The organism is Acinetobacter sp. ANC 3929 (genome assembly GCF_000369405.1).
GTDB lineage: Bacteria > Pseudomonadota > Gammaproteobacteria > Pseudomonadales > Moraxellaceae > Acinetobacter.
On record NZ_KB849999.1, the window covers coordinates 816,278 to 840,803 of the forward strand.

General features: G+C 41.8%; 21 protein-coding genes. 13 read left to right on the forward strand and 8 right to left on the reverse strand.

All coding sequences use genetic code 11. The features are described from left to right. Window positions 1–17: 17 nt before the first annotated feature. Window positions 18–593 carry a peroxiredoxin gene (locus F909_RS09125; RefSeq protein ID WP_005151109.1) on the forward strand — a complete coding sequence of 192 codons (576 nt, stop codon included), beginning with the start codon at window positions 18–20 and terminating at the stop codon, window positions 591–593. 82 nt (window positions 594–675) lie between these two features. Here F909_RS09125 and F909_RS09120 read toward each other — a convergent pair whose 3' ends face one another. Beyond that, on the reverse strand, window positions 676–1,635 hold the full coding sequence (locus F909_RS09120; RefSeq protein WP_005151112.1) for a LysR family transcriptional regulator: 960 nt from the start codon (window positions 1,633–1,635) through the stop codon (window positions 676–678). A 248-nt stretch (window positions 1,636–1,883) separates the two neighbouring features. On the opposite strand from F909_RS09120, the gene benA reads away from it, so the two are divergent. The 7 genes from benA to F909_RS09085 all read left to right on the forward strand — a co-directional run bounded on the left by benA (window position 1,884) and on the right by F909_RS09085 (window position 10,014). After that, window positions 1,884–3,266 (forward strand): benzoate 1,2-dioxygenase large subunit, encoded by a 1,383-nt coding sequence (benA, locus tag F909_RS09115; protein WP_005151114.1) that lies wholly within the window; start codon window positions 1,884–1,886, stop codon window positions 3,264–3,266. Continuing rightward, entirely contained in the window at window positions 3,263–3,763 is a 501-nt protein-coding gene (benB, locus tag F909_RS09110) for a benzoate 1,2-dioxygenase small subunit (protein ID WP_005151115.1), read from the forward strand. The genes benA and benB overlap by 4 nt, the downstream gene beginning before the upstream one ends. 72 nt (window positions 3,764–3,835) lie before the next feature. After that, window positions 3,836–4,852: a benzoate 1,2-dioxygenase electron transfer component BenC gene (benC, locus tag F909_RS09105; RefSeq protein WP_005151117.1), complete on the forward strand. Its 1,017-nt coding sequence runs from the start codon at window positions 3,836–3,838 to the stop codon at window positions 4,850–4,852. 20 nt (window positions 4,853–4,872) lie between these two features. Next, window positions 4,873–5,658 (forward strand): benzoate diol dehydrogenase BenD, encoded by a 786-nt coding sequence (gene benD / locus F909_RS09100; RefSeq protein ID WP_005151119.1) that lies wholly within the window; start codon window positions 4,873–4,875, stop codon window positions 5,656–5,658. A 44-nt stretch (window positions 5,659–5,702) separates the two neighbouring features. Then, complete coding sequence (gene benE / locus F909_RS09095) at window positions 5,703–6,908, forward strand: benzoate/H(+) symporter BenE (protein ID WP_005151121.1); 1,206 nt, start codon at window positions 5,703–5,705, stop codon at window positions 6,906–6,908. A 433-nt stretch (window positions 6,909–7,341) separates the two neighbouring features. Beyond that, window positions 7,342–8,700: an aromatic acid/H+ symport family MFS transporter gene (locus tag F909_RS09090; protein WP_005151122.1), complete on the forward strand. Its 1,359-nt coding sequence runs from the start codon at window positions 7,342–7,344 to the stop codon at window positions 8,698–8,700. Between the two features lie 102 nt (window positions 8,701–8,802). Then, a complete protein-coding gene (locus F909_RS09085) occupies window positions 8,803–10,014 on the forward strand; it encodes an OprD family outer membrane porin (protein ID WP_085940853.1) in 1,212 nt (403 codons plus the stop codon). A 98-nt stretch (window positions 10,015–10,112) separates the two neighbouring features. Here F909_RS09085 and ftn read toward each other — a convergent pair whose 3' ends face one another. Further along, window positions 10,113–10,577, reverse strand: a complete 465-nt coding sequence (gene ftn, locus F909_RS09080) for a heteropolymeric bacterioferritin subunit Ftn (RefSeq protein WP_005151125.1) — start codon at window positions 10,575–10,577, stop codon at window positions 10,113–10,115. Between the two features lie 353 nt (window positions 10,578–10,930). Here ftn and F909_RS09075 point away from each other — a divergent pair, with 353 nt between their 5' ends. After that, complete coding sequence (locus tag F909_RS09075) at window positions 10,931–11,986, forward strand: SDR family oxidoreductase (protein WP_005151127.1); 1,056 nt, start codon at window positions 10,931–10,933, stop codon at window positions 11,984–11,986. 70 nt (window positions 11,987–12,056) lie between these two features. On the opposite strand, the gene ligA is transcribed toward F909_RS09075, so the two are convergent. The 4 genes from ligA to F909_RS09055 form a co-directional block, all read right to left on the reverse strand. Continuing rightward, on the reverse strand, window positions 12,057–14,084 hold the full coding sequence (gene ligA / locus F909_RS09070) for an NAD-dependent DNA ligase LigA (RefSeq protein WP_005151129.1): 2,028 nt from the start codon (window positions 14,082–14,084) through the stop codon (window positions 12,057–12,059). A 428-nt stretch (window positions 14,085–14,512) separates the two neighbouring features. Further along, window positions 14,513–15,505 carry a cell division protein ZipA C-terminal FtsZ-binding domain-containing protein gene (locus F909_RS09065; RefSeq protein ID WP_005151130.1) on the reverse strand — a complete coding sequence of 331 codons (993 nt, stop codon included), beginning with the start codon at window positions 15,503–15,505 and terminating at the stop codon, window positions 14,513–14,515. A gap of 1 nt (window position 15,506) precedes the next feature. Then, window positions 15,507–18,956 carry a chromosome segregation protein SMC gene (gene smc / locus F909_RS09060; RefSeq protein WP_005151132.1) on the reverse strand — a complete coding sequence of 1,150 codons (3,450 nt, stop codon included), beginning with the start codon at window positions 18,954–18,956 and terminating at the stop codon, window positions 15,507–15,509. 10 nt (window positions 18,957–18,966) lie between these two features. Beyond that, window positions 18,967–19,662: a GntR family transcriptional regulator gene (locus F909_RS09055; RefSeq protein ID WP_005151133.1), complete on the reverse strand. Its 696-nt coding sequence runs from the start codon at window positions 19,660–19,662 to the stop codon at window positions 18,967–18,969. 351 nt (window positions 19,663–20,013) lie between these two features. On the opposite strand from F909_RS09055, the gene F909_RS09050 reads away from it, so the two are divergent. Then, the gene (locus F909_RS09050; RefSeq protein ID WP_005151136.1) at window positions 20,014–20,979 is read left to right on the forward strand and encodes a hypothetical protein; all 966 of its coding nucleotides are present in this window, start codon (window positions 20,014–20,016) and stop codon (window positions 20,977–20,979) included. Window positions 20,980–20,993: 14 nt separating this feature from the next. Continuing rightward, complete coding sequence (locus tag F909_RS09045) at window positions 20,994–21,536, forward strand: GTP-binding protein (RefSeq protein WP_005151138.1); 543 nt, start codon at window positions 20,994–20,996, stop codon at window positions 21,534–21,536. A 6-nt stretch (window positions 21,537–21,542) separates the two neighbouring features. Here F909_RS09045 and F909_RS09040 read toward each other — a convergent pair whose 3' ends face one another. Continuing rightward, window positions 21,543–22,343, reverse strand: coding sequence for a sulfite exporter TauE/SafE family protein (locus tag F909_RS09040; protein ID WP_005151140.1), 801 nt, complete (start codon window positions 22,341–22,343; stop codon window positions 21,543–21,545). Window positions 22,344–22,349: 6 nt separating this feature from the next. Here F909_RS09040 and F909_RS09035 point away from each other — a divergent pair, with 6 nt between their 5' ends. Next, window positions 22,350–23,126 carry a biotin--[acetyl-CoA-carboxylase] ligase gene (locus tag F909_RS09035; RefSeq protein WP_005151141.1) on the forward strand — a complete coding sequence of 259 codons (777 nt, stop codon included), beginning with the start codon at window positions 22,350–22,352 and terminating at the stop codon, window positions 23,124–23,126. 15 nt (window positions 23,127–23,141) lie between these two features. Continuing rightward, window positions 23,142–23,885 (forward strand): pantothenate kinase, encoded by a 744-nt coding sequence (locus tag F909_RS09030; protein WP_005151144.1) that lies wholly within the window; start codon window positions 23,142–23,144, stop codon window positions 23,883–23,885. Here the strand turns inward: F909_RS09030 and F909_RS09025 are convergent. Continuing rightward, on the reverse strand, window positions 23,855–24,442 hold the full coding sequence (locus tag F909_RS09025; protein ID WP_005151145.1) for an RBBP9/YdeN family alpha/beta hydrolase: 588 nt from the start codon (window positions 24,440–24,442) through the stop codon (window positions 23,855–23,857). The two genes, F909_RS09030 and F909_RS09025, sit on opposite strands and share 31 nt — an antisense overlap. Between the last annotated feature and the right edge of the window lie 84 nt (window positions 24,443–24,526).

The window sequence follows — 24,526 nt, forward strand, 5'->3', positions numbered from 1 at the left end:
TACACTTTGAGATCAACATGATGAATACGATAATGTCCAAAGTTCTCGTGGTATGTAGTTCACTTTTTTTACTTGGCGCACCCAGCCTAAGTACAGCGCAAAGTACCTTATTTTCTAAGCAAGATAACGCTCAAAAAGAATGGGTTGGACAATCAGCACCAGATTTTAAACTGCAAGATCAAAGTGGCAAATGGCATACCTTGAATCAATATAAAGGCAAATGGGTTGTCTTGTATTTTTATCCTAAAGATAACACTGCAGGCTGTACCCAAGAGGCCAATCAGTTTAAATCACTGTATCCTCAATTTACCAAATCAAATGCGGTGGTACTTGGTGTCAGTCTGGATGATGTTGCATCACATCAAAAATTCTCAGAAAAACTTGGTTTACCGTTCCCAATTCTTGCAGATGATAAAGGCGAACTTGCAACTAAATTTGGCATTGTCCGAAATTTAGGCATTGCTAAAATTGCCAAGCGGGAAAGCTTTTTAATCAATCCTCAAGGCGCAGTGATGTATCATTATACCAGTGTGAATACACAGACTCACGCAGATCAAGTATTGAAAGATTTGAAAATATTACAAACCAAATAATCTTTTCAAATACTGTTAAATCAATCTATTCATCAATAGCCTAGTTCAGATTTCTGACCTTAGGCTTTTTTATGGACATACTTTAAAAATCAATCCCAACCGAGTCATCAATCGGGTTTTGATCGAGTGTAAATACAGTCCGTTGATATGGAATACCTTCCAGATCATAAACTTGATAGACACAATCAAATAACAACTGCAAGTCTTCACTACGATCCATTGCCCGTGCAGTCAGAAAAATTGGACTGACTGCACCATTGTCCAGAATCGGAATATAATTCAAATGGGGAAAACGAATGGTATCGGCACTGGCAGGAATCACACACAATCCTTCGCCCGCTGCGACCAAGCCTAAGGCCAATTGGATTTCTCGCACTTCATGCATATTTTTGGGTACTAAACTATGCTCGGCAAAGATATTCAGGAGTTGAGTCGAAAAATTAGGCTTCGGAGAGGTAGGATACATAAACATCTTTTCATCAATTAGATCAGCCAGATAGACCCCTTCTGTACGTTGCGCAATCGGATGACTGGTATGTGCCGCCACAACCAAGCGCTCTTTACGCAACAAAATCCGCCTTACCGCTGGATCACTAATCCGCAAACGCCCAAAACCTACATCAATACGTCCTTCTTTTAAAGCCTGCAACTGCTCCGTAGTACTCATTTCCACCAGTTGAATATTTAAATGCGGTTGCTGTTGCCGAAATAAATAAATGATTCGAGGTAACAATCCATACAGTAACGACCCCACAAAACCAATCGTGACACTGCGTTCGATCAGTCCAATGCGTTTGGCCATACTCTTGATTTCTTCAGCATTAGACAAAAGTTTAATCGCATGCTGATAAAAGAAATGCCCAGCAGGTGTGGTCTGTAATGGCCGGCTTCCTCGCTCAAACAATTGAATTCCAAGCTCGCCTTCCAAGTTTTGAATCTGCCGACTCAAAGGTGGTTGAGCAATAAATAGTTTTTCTGCTGCCTTGGTAAAGCTTTGTTCTTCAACAACCGCAACAAAATACCGTAAATGACGTAGTTCCATGAGGTTTCCATACCTTTAAGATATATAAAAATATAAATTCGGTCTTAGACACAGTTTACTCATTCTTTTAAGGTATAGACAAGAGATAAACCGATGAAATATGAATCGCCCCGCTGAGATTGCTGCCTGTATTCATCATTATCGGTTCAAGTGAAAAGACTCGCACAGAATTTAACCCTTTAGGATATCGAGATACTTTCGAAAGCATCTCGATGACTTCCACAGATTTGGAAAGTCGGAGAACGGACATGCCACGTATTCCTGTAATCAATACCAGTCACCTTGATCGTATTGATGACCTACTTGTAGATAATATCGACACCGGTGAATTTAAACTTCATCGCTCAGTGTTTACCGATCAAGCCTTATTTGATCTTGAAATGAAATACATTTTCGAAGGTAATTGGGTTTATCTTGCGCACGAAAGTCAGATTCCCAATAACAACGATTTCTACACCGCACATATTGGTCGTCAACCGATCATTATTGCCCGTAACCGTAATGGCGAACTGAATGCCATGATCAATGCCTGTTCACACCGCGGCGCACAATTGTGTCGTCATAAACGCGGTAACAAGGCAACCTATACTTGTCCTTTCCACGGCTGGACATTTAACAATTCGGGCAAATTGCTCAAAGTCAAAGATCCAAGTGAAGCGGGCTACTCAGATTGCTTTAATCAGGAGGGTTCGCATGACCTGAAAAAAGTTGCGCGTTTTGAGAATTACAAAGGCTTCTTATTTGGTAGCCTCAATCCAGATGTACCTTCGCTTGAAGAATTCTTAGGTGAAACCAGCAAAATCATCGACATGATTGTTGATCAATCTGAACATGGCCTAGAAGTTCTGCGTGGTACATCGTCTTATACCTATGAAGGTAACTGGAAACTGACCGCTGAAAACGGTGCTGATGGTTACCACGTTTCAGCTGTGCACTGGAACTATGCTGCAACCACACAACACCGCAAAGAAACCCAAGCTGCCGATAATATTCGTGCCATGAGTGCTGGGTCTTGGGGTAAGCAAGGCGGCGGTTCTTATGGTTTTGAAAATGGTCATATGCTGCTTTGGACACAATGGGCCAATCCTGAAGATCGTCCGAACTTTCCGAAGGCAGAAGAATATACCGAGAAATACGGCTCTGCCATGTCGAAATGGATGATCGAACGCTCGCGCAACTTATGCCTCTATCCAAACGTCTATTTGATGGATCAGTTCGGTTCGCAAATTCGTGTATTGCGTCCTATTTCAGTCGATCGCACTGAAGTCACGATTTACTGTATTGCACCGAAAGGTGAAGCCCCGGAAGCACGTGCACGTCGTATTCGCCAATACGAAGATTTCTTTAATGCTTCTGGCATGGCCACGCCTGATGATCTGGAAGAATTCCGTGCCTGTCAGGCAGGTTATGCAGGCATTGCGCTGGAATGGAATGACATGTGCCGTGGTTCAAAACACTGGATTTATGGCCCAGATGATGCGGCCAATGAAATTGGTCTCAAGCCGATGCTGAGCGGGATCAAAACTGAAGATGAAGGGCTGTATCTGGCACAACATCAATATTGGCTGCATACCATGAAACACGCCATTGTCGCAGAGAAGGAAATCGCGGCTCAAGGAGAAAACGCATGAATATTCAAGACAAAACCAGCTTGGAAAATATTGCCCAGTTTCTCTATCGTGAAGCACGCTTTTTAGATGATGAACAATGGGATGACTGGCTCAATTGTTATGCCCCAGAAGCCAGTTTCTGGATGCCAGCTTGGGATGACAATGATCAACTCACTGAAGATCCACAATCTGAAATTTCACTGATTTACTACCCAGATCGCCAAGGTTTGGAAGACCGTGTATTCCGAATCAAGACCGAACGCTCCTCTGCCACCATGCCTGATACCCGTACTTGCCACAATATTGCCAATATTGAAATCGTAGAGCACGACGGAGATAAACTCATAGTTCGCTTTAACTGGAATACCTTGAGCTTCCGCTATAAAACCACCTATAGCTACTTTGGCATGTCACGCTATGTGATTGATTGTTCTGGTGATGAACCAAAAATCCTCAGCAAGTATGTGGTGCTTAAAAATGATTACATCAATCAAGTGATTGATATTTACCACCTCTAAAAATAGGTCTCCTCAGTCAAACGGACTGTTGGTTGAGGTCCCAAATTAAAATTATTTTGTAGGATACGTCTCATGTCAAACCACAATGTAGCACTTCAATTTGAAGATGGTGTGACACGTTTTATTAGTGTCGCTCAAGGTGAAACCCTATCCGATGCAGCTTATCGCCAAAAAATTAATATTCCTCTGGACTGTCGTGACGGTGCCTGCGGTACCTGCCGTGCCTTCTGTGAATCTGGCAGTTATGACATGCCAGAAGAAACGTATATTGAAGATGCCTTAACACCTGAAGAAGCGGAACAAGGTTATATTCTGGCATGCCAATGTCGTCCAAGCTCAGATGCAGTGTTTCAGATTCAGGCGTCATCAGATGTCTGTAAAACTGAAATTCATAGTTTTCAAGGGACTTTAGCCCGCGTTGAAAACCTCTCTGATTCCACCATTACCTTTGATATTCAACTGGATGAAGGTCAACCCGATATCCATTTTCTTGCGGGGCAATATGTCAATGTTGGTATTCCGACAACGGGTGAAACACGTTCATATTCCTTTAGTTCCAAGCCTGGCAATCGTTTAACAGGCTTTGTGGTTCGTAATGTCCCAAACGGCAAAATGAGCGACTTCTTGAGTAAAACCGCACAAGCTGGCGACAAGATGACCTTTACCGGACCATTCGGTAGCTTCTATCTGCGTAATGTGACGCGTCCTGTACTGATGCTCGCAGGCGGTACGGGCATCGCTCCGTTTATGTCGATGCTGCACGTATTGGAAGAAAAAGGCTCAACCCAACCAATTCGTTTAGTGTTTGGCGTAACCAACGATTTTGATCTAGTCGCTTTGGAAAAATTAGCTGAATTACAAGCTAAATTCTCTTGGTTTGAATATCGAACTGTCGTTGCACATCCTGACAGTCAACATGAACGTAAAGGCTATGTCACAGCACATATTGATAATGATTGGCTGAACAAAGGCGATGTTGATATTTATCTGTGTGGTCCTGTTCCGATGGTCGAAGCAGTCCGTGGTTGGTTAGATGCTAAACAAATCAAACCTGCCAATTTCCTGTTCGAAAAGTTCTCTGCGAATTGATGATTACTGGAGAATTATGTATGTCTCAAGCACAAAGATTTAAGCATAAAGTGGTGATTGTGACTGGCAGTGCCCAAGGCATTGGTCGTGGCGTTGCGCTACAACTGGCTGCCGAAGGTGCGCAACTGATTCTGGCCGATCGTTCTGATTATGTCGAAGAGGTGTTAATCGAAGTCAAAGCATTGGGTGCTGATGCCATTACCATCCAAACCGATCTGGAAAGCTTTGCGGGTGCACAAGTGGTTGTTACAAAAGCGATTCAACAATTTGGTCGAGTCGATATTCTAATCAATAATGTCGGCGGTGCGATCTGGATGAAACCTTTTCAGGAATTTTCTGAAGAAGAAATTATCAAGGAAGTGAATCGCTCGCTGTTTCCAACATTATGGTGTTGTCGAGCCGTATTGCCCGAAATGATCAAGCAACAAGCCGGTGTGATTGTAAATGTTTCCTCAATTGCGACTCGCGGGATTAACCGTATTCCCTACTCAGCAGCCAAAGGTGGAGTTAATGCACTAACGGCATCGCTGGCATTTGAACATGCCCAAGACGGGATTCGTGTCAATGCCATTGCCACAGGTGGAACTGAAGCACCGCCTCGCAAAGTGCCTCGCAATAGCAATCCACTGAGTCAGGATGAAAAAGACTGGATGCAACAGGTCGTCGACCAAACTATAGATCGTACATTTATGGGCCGTTATGGCAGTATTGAGGAACAGGTCAAAGCCATTGTTTTTCTTGCATCTGATGATGCATCTTATATCACTGGCAGCGTCATCCCAGTGGGAGGTGGAGATCAGGGTTAGTCCTGATCTTTTTCGTTTCAGATGTGCAAGGAGGCCATCATCGAATGACAACTTTACTCAAAACATTAAAACAAGATTGGTCTATTTCAGCTACGGTTGCAGGCTTTCTTGCCGTGCTAATTTCCTATTCTGGTCCACTGATCATTTTCTTTCAGGCAGCGCAACGCGCCAATGTTTCTACAGACATGATGGTGTCATGGATTTGGGGCATTTCCATCGGTGCGGCAGTTGCGGGGATTTATCTCTCCATTAAATATAAAACACCCGTTATTACCGCTTGGTCTGCACCGGGGACGGCGTTATTAGTCACGTTATTTCCTGACATTTCATTGAATGAAGCAGTCGCGGCCTATATCACTTCTGCAATTGTGATTTTTCTGATTGGGATTACAGGCTGTTTCGACAAACTCCTAAAGTGGATTCCTCAAGATGTTGCTGCGGGGATGATGGCAGGTATCCTGTTCCAGTTCGGAATCAATCTGTTTACTGCTTCAGATAGTATGCCTTTGATTGTGTTTAGCATGCTGATGGTATTTCTGATTGCAAAACGGCTGATGCCTCGCTATACCATGATCTGGGTATTGGCAGCTGGAATCTTACTCAGTTTATTTTTGGGAAAAATGAATCCTGTTGAAGTGAGTTTTAATCTGGCAGTTCCACAATGGATCAGTCCAGAATGGTCATGGAACTCCACCTTAAATCTGGCACTCCCCTTGATTCTGGTCAGCCTGACAGGTCAGTTTTTACCGGGTATGGCGATCATGAAACTGAGTGGTTATGACACGCCAGCCAAACCAATTATCAGCGCAACCAGTATTGCCTCTTTAGCGGTTGCCTGTGTTGGCGGTATTACCATCGTCCTCGCCTCGATTACCGCGGCATTATGCATGGGTAAAGATGCACATGAACTAAAAGAAAAGCGTTATATTGCTGGGATTGCCAACGGGATTTTTTATATTCTCGGCGGACTGTTTGCTGGCAGTATTGTCATGCTGTTTAGTTTATTGCCAAAAGAACTGGTTGCGGCTTTGGCAGGCTTAGCCTTACTGGGAGCGATTGCAACCAATATCACTGCTGCGATGCAAAATTCTCAACACCGTGATGCTGCACTGATTACCTTTCTCGCCACTGCTTCTGGTATGCATTTTCTAGGCTTAAGTTCGGTATTTTGGGGGATCTGTATAGGGATCATTGCTCATCTTATTCTCTCTCAATCGTCTCCAGTACAATCAACCAAAAGCAACTCATAGCGACTTGCTGGCGAATAAAAGGCCTTTGATCATGAAGTTAAACTTTTAAGCGTCAGCAATCCATTTCAAAAAACTCGCCTTTAAATATAAAATCTTTCCCCTAAATAAAATTTTCTGTATTTTTATCTCAACAACTAAATAAAAATATGTCCTTATTTAAAAGCAGAGAGTTTATTTACCTAGTGATTTCCCAATTTAAAAATCAGCTAAAAAGCCATAAAAAATCATCTAAATTCTCACTATTTAATATTTAATTCAATTTTAACACCCAATCAAAAAATTAAATTTAAACAATAATTATCAATAATTTATATTAAAAAAATCACAATACTTTAATGACATAAAGATATATCAATTAGGTTTTTGACTCCGACCCAATAACAAAATAGCTTAATAAAAAATAACCTGTACTTCACAAATCGGAGGTGAAGCAATGGACACAAACAAGGTCAATATTAATGACATTATTGATAAAGCCCGTTTCGCAGCTTTTCATTGGAAAGTCTTAATTTGGTGTTTAATCATTATTATTTTTGATGGATACGATCTGGTGATTTATGGTGTGGTGCTGCCCTTACTGATGCAACAATGGTCACTGACTGCAGTGCAAGCTGGATTGCTTGCCAGTGCAGCACTCTTTGGCATGATGTTTGGTGCCATGATTTTTGGCACGCTCTCAGACAAACTGGGCCGTAAGAAAACCATTCTGATCTGTGTCACCTTATTCAGCGGATTTACCTTTCTCGGTGCTTTTGCCAGCAATCCAATTGAATTTGCAATTTTACGTTTTATTGCAGGCTTAGGTATCGGTGGTGTGATGCCGAATGTGGTGGCCCTGATGACCGAATATGCGCCTAAAAAAATACGTAGTACCTTAGTTGCATTAATGTTTAGCGGTTATGCCATTGGTGGTATGAGTTCAGCCTTACTTGGAGCGTGGCTGGTCAAAGATATGGGCTGGCAAATCATGTTTTTAATTGCAGGTATTCCCCTCTTACTGTTGCCTGTGATCTGGAAATTCCTGCCTGAATCTCTGGCATTTTTAGTGAAATCCAATCATCACAATCAAGCCAAAATGATCGTCACTAAAATTGCACCTGAAACTCAATTAAGCAGCAATACACAGCTCATTCTAAATGAAAGTACCACCACCGAGGCACCTGTCCGTGCACTGTTCCAACAAGGTCGTACGTTTAGTACTTTCATGTTTTGGGTTGCCTTCTTTATGTGTTTATTGATGGTTTATGCATTGGGAAGCTGGTTACCAAAACTGATGTTACAGGCAGGCTATTCTTTGGGTGCCAGCATGTTATTCCTATTCGCACTGAATATTGGGGGCATGGTGGGCGCAATTGGTGGTGGTGCACTGGCAGATAAATTCCATTTAAAACCTGTAATTACCAGTATGTTCGTGATTGGCGCGGCTGCGCTGATCTTGCTGGGTTTTAATAGTCCACAATTTATTTTATATAGCTTGATTGCGGTCGCAGGTGCAGCAACCATTGGCTCACAAATTCTACTCTATACTTTTGTCGCTCAATTCTACCCGACGGCATTACGCTCAACAGGCATGGGCTGGGCTTCAGGCATTGGACGAATTGGTGCCATCATTGGCCCTGTCTTAACGGGTGCTTTACTGACCTTTGAACTGCCTCACCAAATGAACTTCCTTGCGATTGCCATCCCAGGCATTATCGCAGCCTTTGCCATCTTTATGGTCAATTTAAAAGCTTCCGTTGCAGCACAATCTGCACCGAACTTTAATACACAAGCTTCACTGACTCAGCAATAACACGAGGTGCGTCGAGGACTGGCGCATCATATTTGGATATGGATTATGACATCATTACAACGCCTGAGCCCACATTGCTTAACGGTCTCTACACTGCTTTTAATGGGGAGCTTTTACAGCCCGCTACTCGCTGCCGCAGAATCGACTCAAACTGTTCAAGATGAATGGAAGTTTACCCTGAAGAATGCTTATATCAATCGAGACTTTGATAATCCTAATCTCAAAGATACAGGCAGTTGGTCACAAGCAGCATCCTTATTTTATAAATCCAAGATGCAGGAAACACCGCTGCATATCGCAGATAAGCCAATCACCATTGGTGTAGATGCTTCGGTGCAATATGCAGTGCGTTTGAGTCAAGATAAACATGTGGCTGATACTGTCCTGCCCTTTGACACCCAAACACAGTCACAAGCATCTGACTATTTAAAATATGGTGCCACTTTAAAATTAGGCTATGACAAAACGTTATTGAGTGTGGGTGAACTCTGGTTGGATTTACCCGTGACAGCGGTGGATAGCAGCCGTCAGTTACTCACCTCTTATTGGGGGACAAATTTAAAGTCACAAATTTCTGATCAGCTATATGCCGAAATAGGAAGAATCGACAAAGTCTCTCCACGGAATGAAGAAGATTTTAAAAAGTTTTCCTTTACCTCGAATGGGAAAACCATTTACTCAGATGGTCTAAATTATCTGGATCTGCGCTATCAGCTCACGCCATCATTGAAGGCTGAATATTATTTTGGCAATTTAGAAGACTTATACAACAAGCATTATGTGGGATTAGACCACCAGTGGAAACAGCCTAATTTTAGTCTTAATTCCAGATTTAAATATTTTAATACCAAGAATGATGGTTCCAACTTCGATATCGATGCTCAAAATATTGGTTTGCTTGAAATGCTCAAGGTGAAAAATCAGTCCTTTGGTTTAGGTTATCAGCAAATTATCGGCGAGTCGGCTTATCCCTTGCCTGACGGTTTCTTGCCTGAGACCTATTTTATTAACTGGAATGCAACCGGCTTCTTCAAAAAGAACGAAAAGTCTTATCACATGATGTATGGCTATGATTTCAATAACTATGTTCCAGGTTTGAATGCTGTGGTGAAATATGTCTATGGTCATGATTTCAAAGCAGCCAATGGTGAAAAAAATCATGAATCTGAATCCAATGTTATTCTCAACTATGCATTCCAACAGCCTTCTCTCAAAGGTTTTTCGCTACAGTACATCCGGATTGACTATAACGTGAAACATGGCAATGATTTTAGTGAAGATCGCTTATTTGTGAACTACAGTAAAAAATTCTAAGCCTTCATTTCAGCTTCTTATTCTTTCATCATTTTGAATACAAAATAAAAAAAGGAACTTCATTTGAAGTTCCTTTTTTTATTCATCACGCTAATCGATTAGATTTGTGATTGAATATAATTTTGCAGACCAATTAATTCAATTAAACGTAATTGTTTTTCTAACCAATACGTATGATCTTCTTCTGTGTCAGAAAGCTGCTGACGCAACATGTCACGACTAATAAAATCGCCTTTTTTTTCACACAATTTGATACCCACAGCCAATTTTTCACGGACATGATATTCAAGTGCTAAATCTGCTTTTAAGCAGCTCACAACATCCGAACCTACATTGATATCTTCACGATTCATATTCGGTTGAGCACCGAGGAACAACACACGACGAATGATTGCGTCAGCATGAGATGCTTCTTCCTGCATTTCATGGTCAATACGCTCATAGATTTTGCTCAAGCCCCAATCTTCGTACATTCTTGAATGAATTAAATATTGATCACGAGCAGCCAATTCACCGCCAATGAGCATATTTAAATAGTCGATGACTTCTGGATTGCCACGCATAATACTTACTCCTATCGAATGAGAATAGTATGGCCAAGTTACAATAGAATTGCAAAAACAAAAGTGTGTAAGTTCATGATTTTTATAAAATTAAAATGAGAAACATACGCATTTACAATTCGAATTGACTAAATTTATCTAAATAAAATAAGCCTTTGCATATCATTTATGACTTTAAAAAGTGATAATCCTATTGAAAATCATTTGTTTGATTTTTTGTAACCATTAGCAATGCTTCTTATTCCGCTGATGTTTTGATCAAAAAATCATAAAAAATGACTGCTCAGCTGTTGTTTGTTTGAGCGAAATTCGGTAAATAACAGCAATCACAAAAACATAATGTGGAAACCACAATGGATAAAAGCAAACCAATTTTGGTCACTGGCGCGACGGGTTATATAGCAGGCTGGATTATCGAACGTCTGTTGAATCAAGGTTATACAGTTCATGCGACTGTACGTGACCCATCAAAGAAAAATAAGATCCAGCATTTGTATGATCTGGCTGAACAATCAACTGGGCAGATCCAGTTTTTCAAAGCAGATTTGCTTGAATCTGGTTCATTTGATGAAGCGATGAAAGATTGCGAGATCGTGATTCATACTGCATCACCTTTTGTGGTTACCAATTATAAAGATGCAGTCAAAGACATCATTGAGCCTGCGGTAAAAGGCACAGAAAATGTTTTGAACAGTGTTAATCGTGCAGAATCGGTAAAACGTGTGGTACTGACCTCAAGTATTGCATCGACTTATGGCGATGCGGTTGAGATTCAAGACACTGCCAATAATGAATTTGATGAAAGTCACTGGAACAATACCAGTAGCGAAACACATCAGCCCTATCCTTATTCAAAAGTCGCGGCAGAACGCAAAGCATGGGAAATGGCCGAGCAACAGAACCGTTGGGATCTGGTATGTATTAATCCAGCTTTAGTGATGGGACCATCCCTGACCGATGCGAGCCAGTCGGGTAGCATTGAAGTATTACAACAGTTCGGTAACGGTACGACCTTATTCGGTGTTCCGCCAATGTGGAACGGGATTGTCGATGTTCGTGACGTTGCGGATGCACATGTCGCTGCGGCATTAAATCCACAAGCACAGGGCCGCTATATCATTTGTGGTGGAACACTCAGTTTATTGGACATGGGTAAGGCACTTACTCAGAAGTTTGGCTATAAATTTCCATTCCCGCACTTTACTGTGCCAAAAACAGCCTTTTCTTTTGTTGCACCGATCCTCGGCCATTCACGTGAATTTGTGCGTTTAAATATGGGTTATCCCATCTATTTTAATGCACAGCGTAGTAAGAAAGATTTAGGGATTCAATATCGCGATATTCGTGAAAGTGTCTGTGAGCATTTCCAACAATTGTTGGATGACGGCATTGTGAAAAAATATATTTAATACAATGAAAGGCGGCATAAATGCCGCCTTTTTTTATCCCTTCGCACTGACTCAAAATTTAAATAAAGAATCAGACATCATACTGCTTCAAAAACGCTAAAAACTCTTGCTCATTCAACACACGAATTTCTAATTTCTGCGCTTTATCCAATTTACTGCCTGCTTTCTCACCGGCAACCACACATTTGGTTTTGCTAGAAACACTGCCACTGACACGTGCACCTAAGGCTTGAAGCTTTTGTGTTGCCTCATCACGCCCCATGGTTTCCAGCGTTCCAGTCACCACCCAGCTCTCACCATTCAACGGTTGTCGTGTTGGTGCAGTCGGTGCATCCCAATGAATGCCCGCAGCCATTAAACGATCCAATACCTCAAGGTTATGCGGCGCCTGGAAGAAATCAGCAATCCATTCGGCTGTAATATCACCAACATCAGGCGTTTTCTTGAGTGCATCTATATCCGCAGCTTTAAGTGCCTCCAGAGTCTGGAAAGTATTCGCCAGCATACGTGCTGTGGTCTCACCTACCCCACGAATTCCCAAGGCATAAATAAAACGTGCCAAAGTCGTTTTCTTGCTGGCTTCAATCGCATCAATCAGGTTCTGAACCGATTTCTCGCCCATTTTCTCGATGGTCAACAAGGTCGCACGATGTTCATGTAAATGATAAATATCAGCCACATCTTTGAGTAAGTCGAGATGCAGAAGTGACTCCACCCAACGATCACCTAAGCCTTCAATATCCAAGGCTTTACGTGAAACAAAGTGACGAATGGCCTCAATACGCTGTGCTGCACAATACAAACCACCTGAACAACGTGCCAATGCTTCACCTTCTGGCATGACCACAGGCGAATCACAGACTGGACAATTCGTTGGAAGATGCACCATCTCGGCATCCACAGGACGGAACTCCACCCAAACTTTCTCGACCTTTGGAATCACATCACCCGTGCGGTAGACACTAACGGTATCCCCGACACGCACATCTAAACGATGAATTTCACCAATGTTATGTAGCGTCACATTGGACACTGTCACTCCACCAACAAAAACAGGTGCTAAACGTGCCACAGGTGTCAGTGTTCCGGTACGTCCCACTTGCCAGTCAATATTTTCGACTTTGGTGAGTGCAGCCTGTGCTGGGAATTTATAGGCCGTTGCCCAACGCGGTTCACGACTCAGGAAGCCGAGTTGTTGCTGCTGTTTAAGGCTGTCTACCTTAATCACCATGCCATCAATTTCAACATTGAGATCTGGACGTTCTTGTTGAATCTGTTCATAGCGTTGTTGGACTTCCTCAATCGAAGCACAGAGGAATTGACGTTCTGCAATTTCAAAACCAAACTTGGTCAGCCAATGCAAACTATCATGCATGGTCTCAAGTCCATGATTCGGTACACACTGTGCAATTCCATAGGCATAGAACGCCAATGGGCGTGAGGCTGCAATATTTGGATCAAGCTGTCTTAGACTACCTGCCGCCGCATTACGAGGATTGGCAAAGGTTTTATCGCCTTTGGCTTCCTGATCAGCATTAAGTTTTTCAAAGCCTTGTTTCGGCATCAACACTTCGCCACGTACTTCCAAGAACTCAGGAATCGCTTGATGCTGACTCGACAATACTTTTGGCAAGTTGCGAATGGTTTTGACATTTTGAGTAATATCTTCACCAGTCTCCCCATCCCCACGGGTGACTCCACGGACCAATACACCATTTTCATACCACAATGAAATCGCTAAACCATCCAGTTTCAGTTCGACATCATATTGGATCTTCTGGTTCGGTAAACGCTCGTCAATACGGCGCGCAAAGGCAAACAGGTCTTCCTGATTAAAAACATTCCCCAATGACAACATTGGCACCGCATGAGTGACACTTTCAAATTTTGATAAGGCTTGTCCACCGACTTTATTGGTCGGGGTATCTGCCTGAATACACTCTGGATATTGTTGTTCTAAGGCTTTCAGTTGATGAAATAAATGGTCATATTCACTATCAGAAATGGAGGGTTGATCCATCACATAGTAAGCATGATTATGTTTTGCAATCAGTTGAATCAACTGACGCATTTGCTCAATAACTGAGTTGTGTTCCATTTAAATTTCACCATATAAAAGGGCGGAAAAACCGCCCTATAATTTTTACTAAATTTAGTATATCGAACCTGAGTTAGACATGAAATATGATACTCAGAAATGTCATCTGCAACCTGAACAGGCCAAAGCATTTAAAGCTTTGAGACGTGCAAGACAAACGAGGTCCGTAGTTTATTATTTAAACAAAACTTTCATCTTGTAGGGAACTGCTTTAGCAGTGCAAGACGTTTTGCTCTTACGGAGCTTTCACTCCTCATATCGAAACAAAAGTAAGTCGAACATGAACAAACCAAAGTGTTTAAAGCTTTGGTGTAGTGCAAGACGTAGTGGTTTAACCTAAAATAGGATAAGAACCTAACATGACTCCGTTAAGTTCTTTATTTTTCAAATTTAAAAACATGTTAGTCAGTTTATGAAAAAGCAACTAATTAAACCGTCGCCTGATTTGGACGATAATCAATCACATGATGACGCCAATGTTCTTTCAACTGTGGGGTAAATTCCAGATTATTTTCATCATAGACCTTACCATCGACTTCACGTGCGATTAAACCTGCGATACTAGTCATCATGTCATAACCCGTAACGGCTTTGCTATTTGGTAAAGCCAAGAAAAATGCGAGACCTTGCACTTGTTCTCCTGATAAAGTTTCTAAATCAAAACCTGCTGGGCCATTATCAGTCATACGCAACACAGAGAACATCAAGGCACTTGGCTCATCGGTATTTTCATAACGATGGAAGCAAGACATTTCACCAAAACGCAGGCCGTATTTTAATAATACTTTGAGCGCTTTATCGCCTGATAAGGCACGACGTGGATTCGGATAAACATTCAAGGCAATAATCTGTTCTGCAGTTGCTAAGGCACTTTCATCATCGTAACGCTGCTGCTCATGTAAATGCACATCCAGAATATTACTTTCACCGTCGAATTCTTCAATTACAACTGTTTCAATATTTGGATTTAAGCTCATCTCTGCTTCAGTTTTACTTTCCTCAATCTTGTCTGTAACTACATCTTCAGACCCAACTTCAGTTTCAGACGCAGCGATTACAGTTTGCTCTTTTTGTACAGCTTCCACCTCTACCATAGATTCAACAATTGCAGTTGATGTTGTTGTCTGTTTGGTTTCCGCTTCAACGTTCGAGGTATCAGTAGCTTTTTCTGCTTGAGGCTCTGCTGGAATCGATTCAGTATTTAAACTTGGCTCAACACGCTCAGTTGTGGTCACCACTTCATTTTGTAAAAGCTGATCACGTACATGACGTGGAATCACAGGTTGCTGACTCTCTGGGTTAATATGTAAATCTGCTTCTAATGATGGCTCAACTGGCTTTGGTTTTCTTAAAATCATGATTAAACCAACGAGCATAATCGCAACGGCGGCAACAATGCCTATTATTGTATTCATTTCCATACTAAGACTCCGCAACTAACCCGTATTCTTTTGCCTGTTCTAAATCGACAGTCACTAATTTTGATGTACCTGGCTCTGGCATGGTGACTCCAAGTAAATCAGTTGCCATTGTCATCGCCAATTTATTATGTGTAATGTAAATGAATTGCACTTGTTCAGAAAGCTCTTTTACCAAATTACAATACCGTTGTACATTGGCATCATCAAGCGGTGCATCAACTTCATCCAATACGCAAAACGGTGCAGGATTCAATCTAAAGATTGCAAACACCAAGGCCAAAGCGGTTAAGGTCTTTTCACCACCTGACAGTAAAGCCAAGGAACTGTTACGTTTGCCTGGTGGACGTGCCATCAATTTAACACCAGATTGCCAATCATCTTCAAGGCTTAAGGTCGCTTCACCACCACCAAAGACCTTTGGAAACAGCAGTTGCAACTCTTGATTGACCTGATCAAAAGTGGTCATAAACAGTTTACGTGTTTCCTGATCAATACTTTTCATCGCGTCTTTGAGCTGATCAACAGTATTTTGCAGATCCTGCATCTGATGGCTGAGTTCATCAAAACGTTGCGACACTTCCTCATATTCTAGTGACGCTGCCAAATTCACCGCACCGATTTTCTCAAATTGCTGCTGAGCCTTTTCCAGTTTTTGTTGATGGTCTTTAATTTCAATCGATAGATCAGCTAAAACTTCTGCGTTCAACTCCTTGAGTTGTTCCAGATAATGCTCACGATCTGATTTCGCAGCCTGCCACGCTAAACGCTTTTGTTCCAACTGCTCACGCACCTGCTCGTCTTTCTGCTGAGCTTGATGACGCTGTTCAGTGAGTTGCTGTTGCTTCTCTTGGACTTGATTGAGTTCAAGCTGCCATTCATTCCACGTTTTTTGCAGCTTTTCTGTTTGTTGAAATTGCTCGTTGAATTGCGACTCTAAGTTCGGTAGTTCAAGCTGAATTGGGTCAACAAATTTCTTAGCCTGCTCAATTTGTTCAATAATTTGACGATACTGCGTTTTCAGGAACGAGATATCTTTCTCTAACAATTCAATTTGCTGATTGGCCTGAGATGTTTGACGACGCAGATTTTCACGTTGTTGTAATTGTTGACTGAGCTGTTGTTGTTGCTCATCCAATTGCTCATTCAAATTTTCAACCTGAAATTGCAGAGTCTTATAATTCGGCAATACACCTTCTAACTTGATCGCTAATGCATGTAGATCAATTTCCAGATCATCACGCTGCATCGCATCTTCTTCAAGCTGCGCATCAAGCTGTTTCAACTGATCGGCCAATTGCTGTTGTTGTAACACAAAGGCTTGTGCTGTACTTTCCAGTTTAGCAATTTGTAGGTCGAACTGTTGTAGCTCTTTTTGCTTTTGCTTCAGACTTTGTTGTTGTTGCTGTAAATTCTGTTGCTGCTGTTGCAAAGCCAGTAGTTGCTGAGAAAATTGATTTTCTAAATCAAGCAACTGTGGTTGTTTCTGTGCCAGCTGCTGTTCAATTTCCTCTAAGCGGACTTGATGACTGAGCATGCCCTGCGCAGTTTGACTGTCTTCATCATAGTGCAGCGCAATCACCCAATCGGCACCAACATGATAACCATCCAGCGTCAGAATAGATTGTGCTTGCTTGAGATCCGCCCGATGTTCCAATGCAGCAGCTAAAGTGTCAGCCACAGCAACATTTGCCCATAATGATGATTGGGGTGCTTCAATCCAATCACTTAAGCCAGTTAAATGCTGAATTTTAATATTTTGTTGCGTAGTGATTTTTAACTGTCTCGCCACACCTTCCTGAAATGACTGTTCACCTTCCAATAAATGCGCTTGCAACCACTTGGCTAGGAATTTTTCAATCATCGTCGCGTGGCTTTTACCTTGAACTGTCAAACGCAAACCCTGCATCAGCCGAGTCACATTTTGATTCTGTTTCGGACTTTGCTTTGCAACGAGTTGATTCAAATTCTTTTGTTCAGCCAATAAAACTTGAATCTCAGTTTTCAAGCTTTGCAGATCCGTTTTGTTCGACTGTTGTTGATCTTGCTGTGTTTGAACATCCTGCTGTAATTGCTCAATCGCAGTTTCTAACGCAATAATTTCCTGTTGCAGTTGTTGCTGCAATTGTTCTAACTGCGCTTGCTCATCATCTTGAACTTGCGCACGAATTTGGCTGCTTTGGGCTTGTAAGGTCTGCTTTTGCTGTTCAATTCGCAGCACATTTTTACCGAGCTGTTCAATTTGCGCAGCCATTTGCAACTTTTGCTGTTGTTGCTGATCGACCTGTGTTTTAAGTTGCTCAAATTGCTGTTGTGCTTGCTTTTGTTGCGCCTGAATATCAGTAAAATTATGTTCTGCAGTTTGTGTTTGCAGTTCTAACGCCAACAGTGCTTCATTCTGCTCATCAAATTGAGTCGTTAAAGTTTCGATCTGTAACTCAGATAATTGCAAACGCTCTTTAGTTTGGACTTTCTGCTGTTCAAGCTGAACCAGACTCGTGCTATTTTGTTGAAACAGACTCTGTTTCTGCTCCAGCGTCATTTTCAACTCAGCCAGCTTTTTTTCTGCCTTTTGCCATTCTTGCTGCAAAGGTGAAGATTGCTGAATCAGGCGTTGAAATAAAGCACTGGTCGCTTCCAAATCATGTTCAATGGTCTGTGACTCAGAACGAACCAGTTTAAAGTTTTCACCCAGTGCCGTCATTTCAACGGTATATTCTTGCTGTAGCTTCTGACTTTGATTGGCTTGGAAGGACAAAATCTCGATTTTTAAAGTACGGATCTGACCTTCTAAAGTTTTATATTGAATCGCAGCTTCAGATTGACGTTTCAAACTTCTAAGCTGTGATTTCAGCTCCGCGGCGATATCATCCAATCGCGCCAGATTTTGTTCAGTGTGTTCTAAGTGCTGTAAAGTCTCTCGACGGCGCGCTTGATAACGCGACACCCCAGCAGCCTCTTCAATAAACACGCGCATTTCTTCTGGCTTGGCATCAACCAGACGGTTAATCATGCCCTGCTCAATGACAGCGTAAGAACGCGGTCCCAGACCGGTGCCCAAGAAAATATCAGTGATGTCACGACGGCGGCAACGAGTACCATTCAAGAAATATTCAGACTTACCTTCACGCGTGACTTGGCGGCGCACCGCAAGCTCACTATAGGCGTTATAAGCACCACCTAGTTTGCCATAGGTATTATCAAAACGAAGTTCTACACTGGCAACACCAACAGGTTTACGTTTGGCTGTACCGGTAAAGATGACATCCTGCATACTACCGCCACGCAATTGACGTGCGTTGGACTCGCCCATAACCCAGCGAATCGCATCAATAACATTCGATTTACCACAACCGTTCGGCCCAACCACCGCAGTACGGTTTGCCTTAAAATGTAATGTTGTACTATCGGCAAAAGATTTAAAGCCTGAAAGTTTTAAACTGCTTAAACGCATACTGCCCTAACTAGCGGCGTGAGCGTCTAGCCCAAGCCAATTCAATCTGTTTCATACGTGTCAGAGATTCCAACACAAGGTTGCGCAAGTGTCGACAAAAATCTTCCATAAATAAAGCAGCTTGTTGTGATTTTCGGATCAAAATAGCATCAATCACAAGTTTAAATAGGGTAAATGACTCTTGTAGCTCACGACGTGAGGTATTCAAGGTTAAAAAATAACTGCGACGCAATGAAGGCAATAGTTCTTTATAGAACTGCATCAAGTAGGGATTTGCCACCATATCGTGTTGTTCAGCCAAATATTTAAAAATCGCATCGTAAAATTTTTCGATATCCCCTGCACGAACAAACTCGACCAGTTGATCCAATAATGCTTGTAATTGCTCCGCTTCATTCACACGCCAGGTTTCGCTAATGCGTTGCACAATATGTCCCAACACCATCACATTGGTGTCAAATAATGCTTTAACTTGTTGTGCTGACATCTCAGAGACAATCGCCCCACGTCTCGGAAAAATTTCAATTAAATAGGTACGTTCTAGTAACAACAATGCCTCACGAACTGAGCCACGACTGACATCCAATTCTTTCGCAATGCGCAGCTCTTGAATACGTTCGCCTTCAACCAGCTCACCGCTAATAATTTGTTCACTAATATATTTTGCAATCTGTTCAGAAAGACTATCAGCCTCTTCGAGATTCATGAGCCCCTCGCTATCATTGTTATACGCATTGTCCAATGCGCTTTGCGCTTTTTTGTTTTAACTGATCTGGCCCCATAAATTCTATATCATTGTCTGACAATTTTATTGCTTTTTAAGCCAATCGTTATAAAAATTTAGAAAAAATTCTCAGTTCTTATAAAATAATAAAGATTTTATCTTCAAAATATCAATAGATTATCTAATTGAGTCTCCCTTCAACCATATATCTGAAACATCTTCTTTTATCGCTTTTTAATTGATACAAATCACAAAAAATAATATTTTCATAAAAAATATCACAGTTTAAATTCTCTGCTGAATGACTCAGTGGGCATATAGATGAGTAAAAGCATGGGTGTTCATCAAGCCATTAATATTGCAATTTTTGGGCTCAGTCTCAGAACATTAAATGAGTTAAAACAGCAAGTTCAAACGGCTGTTCCTCATCATGTGCAAATTAATTGGAGTAATATTGCCGAACCGCAACTTGATATCTTAATGATCAACCATGTGTTTTTTGACTCTCCTAATATCAAAAGCCTGCTGCAAAATAACAGAATCAATGTCCTCAAAATCGCCAATGATGTAGATAAAAATAGTGCCATTGAAAATGACACCCTGTTCCTACCGCTGAATCATCTTCATTCCTTACATCATTGGCTTAGCCTTCGGCTGAATACTGCTTTAGACCAAAATCAGCTCATACTTGAAGAAAATTCGTCTCCTCTATTCCACCGCAAACAAATTAAAGAGATATTGCAAGAAATCCAAAATCCTAAAAATGGCAAGATACAGCTTTTTGATAGCCAAGGTTTACTTGCGATTGCAGATCCACGCAATGAATGGCTTTGGCAAAATCCTGAATTTCAGTCTTTCCAAACTGATCCAAGTTTGAATTACACCTATGCCACTCAAAATGATCAGCATTGGATTGCCGATGCACCGCAACAAGATTTAAAACAATGGCTATGGCATCTCTTGTGGACATCCATGGACTTTGAAGAATTGTGTCCCCCCTCTGCTTCCAGTTTTTATCTGGATGTCTGGCCACAACCAAAGCATAAAAGGGATCGTCAAGACATCCTGCGTATGTCAGCGTGCTTTGCGCAAGGTGCACAAATCAGCATCGTTGCCAGTCAATTGAATCTACCTGAACAAAAAATACGGCACTTCGTTGCAGCTTGTTTAGGTGCAAACTGTGGAAAACTGATTAAAGACCCTGAAGCGAAATATCATCCTCAAAATCAGCAGAACGAGACAGAACAACATTTTATGAAAAAACTGTTTGGTCGACTCCGTCATCGTTTAGGCTTTTAATCAAGGTTACAGATATGATCTTACATCAATATAAAATTGTCTTTGGCGGCACGATGGGCTCGGGTAAGTCCACGGCAATCAAAGCTTTATCAGAAATTGAGGTGCTGAGTACGGAGGCACTGAATACCGATACCGAATCACATGAAAAACTGCTCACAACTGTTGGCATTGATTATGGTGAGCTGACCTTGGAGGATGGGGTTAAGGTCGGTTTATATGGCACACCAGGCCAAGACCGCTTTGATTTTATCTGGTCGGTCATTTGCAAAGGTGCAATCGGTACGATTGTGATGATTGATCATGCTGCTGAAAATCCGCTGCTTGATTTAGCGCAATATATTCAAGCATTCCAGCCCTTTGGCAATAATATCGTAATTGCAGTGACTCATATTGATCGTATGCCTGAACGCACACGATCAATTTATCGAGCATGGCAAGCAGAGCAAGGGCTAAATTATCCCTTGTTTTTTATCGATGCACGCCAGCAAGATGATGTACTTCTTTTGGTCGAAACCTTGATTGCAAGCATTGAAGTACATTATGGACTAACCCATTAAAACAAATTAGATCAAGCCTTTATAGATAAAATAACTACCGACAACCACCAATAGGCCTGCAAAACATTTTTTCAGCATGGCTGGCGATAAACGATGTGCAACTTTGGCACCAAATTTTGCAGTGATAAAACTCATCACACTAATGCCCAAGAACGCATAGATATGTATATAGCCAATGGTATTCGGTACATCAATCTGCTCTTTCGCGCCAAACCACATAAAACCGAGTGCACCTGCAACCGCGATCGGTAAACCACACGCTGCTGAGGTTGCAACTGCTTTTTGCATCACCACACCATGACGATTGAGATAAGGCACGGTTAAGCTGCCACCACCAATCCCAAAAATCGCTGATGCCACACCAATCCCCCCACCGGCAGCAAGCTGTAGAGGTGCTGACGGTAAATGACGATTTGGGTCAACAACAGCATTCGCGCCCCTAAACATCTTATACGCCATCCAGACAGCGAAGACCCCAATCACTAACTGCAAATGCTGTCCCGACATTAAATCAGCAATACCTGCGCCAAGGAATGAACCGAGTACCAAGCCAGGTGCTAAATTACGGAATACTGGCCAAAGTACCGCTCCTTTTTTATGATGCGCCATCACCGAACTGATCGACGTCACAATAATGGTCGCTAACGATGTTCCAACTGCAATATGCATAATGACATTGGGGTCATAATTCATTTGAGTAAAAACAATATATAAAATTGGCACAATAATTAGGCCACCACCCACACCAAATAGCCCCGCAGCAAATCCAGCAATTGCGCCAATCAGCAAATATATGATTAACTCCATAAACACATGACCACTCTACTTGTAAAAATGATGGATGATTTCGCAACCCGCCAGCTTCAACAATTATTGAACGCAAAAAATCAGTTTCCAGAAGTGGTGCTACTCAAAACAACCACAACCTCAACCAATGATGATATACGTGAAATTGCACAAAAAGGCATTACAACAGGATTGGTATGCAGTGCACAACAAACACAAGGTCGCGGTCAACACCAACGACAATGGGCCTCTCCTGAGGGCAATATTTATTTAAGCACACTGATTCAAACCAAGACAGCACTGGATGGTCGTCTTGCGCTTGAAGTTGCGTTGAATATTCTACAGATGCCGAGCTTGCGTGGTTTGACCTTACAAGTCAAATGGCCAAATGATTTATACAGTCCCCAAGGTAAATGGGGCGGGATTTTGGTTGAACCTATTTCCCCTCATCAAGCAATTGTCGGGGTTGGGATTAATTTAAATACTCCACCCGTTGAAAATGCAGATCAACCAATTACCTCATTAGCGATGCTCGGTTTAGCTCAAATTGATCGTTTAACGCTAATTGCTGAACTCTACACTGCAATTCAACAAGCAGCACAATGGTTTGAACATGGTAGCTATAATTTAGCAGAACGCTTTAACCATCACGCGATTTGGCTCAACCAAAACGTTGAATTTGAGCATACCCAAGGCAAAATTCAGGGACTGTTTCAAGGAATCAACAATGAAGGTGCGGTGCTGATCAAAACTGATCAGACTCAACAATTCTATCAAGGCCGTTTGCGTCTCGCTTCGATTTGAGGAAATGATGATTCTATGAAAAGTTTATGGCTGGACATTGGTAATACCCGCTTAAAGTACTGGATCACCGCACATGATCAAGTGATTGAACACGCTGCCGAGTTACATCTACAGTCACCTGCCGATTTATTGCTCGGTTTGATTCAGCACTTTCGTCATCAAAATTTAAGTCGTGTTGGCATTTCTTCCGTTTTAGATTCGGAAAATAATCAACGTATTCACATGATTCTCGACATTCTGGATATTCCGATTATTTTTGCCAAAGTTCAGGCGGAATATGCAGGGCTGCACTGTGGCTATGATGTACCAAGCCAGCTCGGGATTGACCGTTGGTTGCAAGTTTTGGCGATGGCGAAGCCTAACGAAAACTTTTGTGTGATTGGTTGTGGTACGGCACTGACCATTGATCTGGTCGAAGGTTTACAGCATTTAGGTGGTTATATTTTGCCAAATTTATACCTGCAACGGGACTCCCTGATCCAGAATACCAAAGGCATCAAGATTCCTGATTCGGCTTTTGACAATTTAAAACCTGGTCATAACACCGTCGACGCAGTACATCACGGTATTTTGCTTGGCCTAATCAGTACCATCGATCAAATTATGCAGCAATCGCCTAAAAAGCTAATCTTAACAGGTGGCGATGCAAGCTTATTTTCTAAATTCCTCAGCCATTATCAGCCTCAAGTTGAATCTGACTTGTTGCTTAAAGGCTTAAGATACTATGTTCAACTCAATTCTGCTTTCACTAAAGTTTGAATTGCCTGCAATAACTGTGGAAACTCATTAACACCATCTTCTCGACGAAAATGCCCAGCTTGAGCCACCTCAATCAACTGGGCATTCAGTAAGTTGGAAAATTTAAACGTTAAAGGAACAGGTACAATTGGATTATTGCTGGAAAAGAAAACCAGTCGTCGTTTGATATTGGCACGCAAGATACCACTCTCAAAATGTGAATGCTCAATTAAGGCATTGAACTCTGGATGGTTCGCTATTACATCATTAAACCCCGCAATAAAAATCCCTGCTTTCAATGTCATTTGCTGTAACTTTTTTGCTAAAAACCGAGCAACAGCCACACAAGACGAACCATGTGCGACCACGATGCTGTGCTCGTTCAAACCCTTTAACTGTGCTTCCAAGCATGTTTGCCAAATCTCAGCTTCAGGATGGTTGGCATCAGCAAGAAAAATACGTTCAACCCCAACCGTTTCACTTTTCAATTGCTGTTCTAGCCAAAGATACCAGTGCTGTTCTGGATCGGCATTCTCACAATGCAAGATAAATACATTATTTTTTGAATTATGTGACATAATTAACACTACTTTTCAATATAAAACATAGGTTTACTTTTAATTTTCTTCTTTTTAAAGCACCTTGAATGTTGATATTTTGTA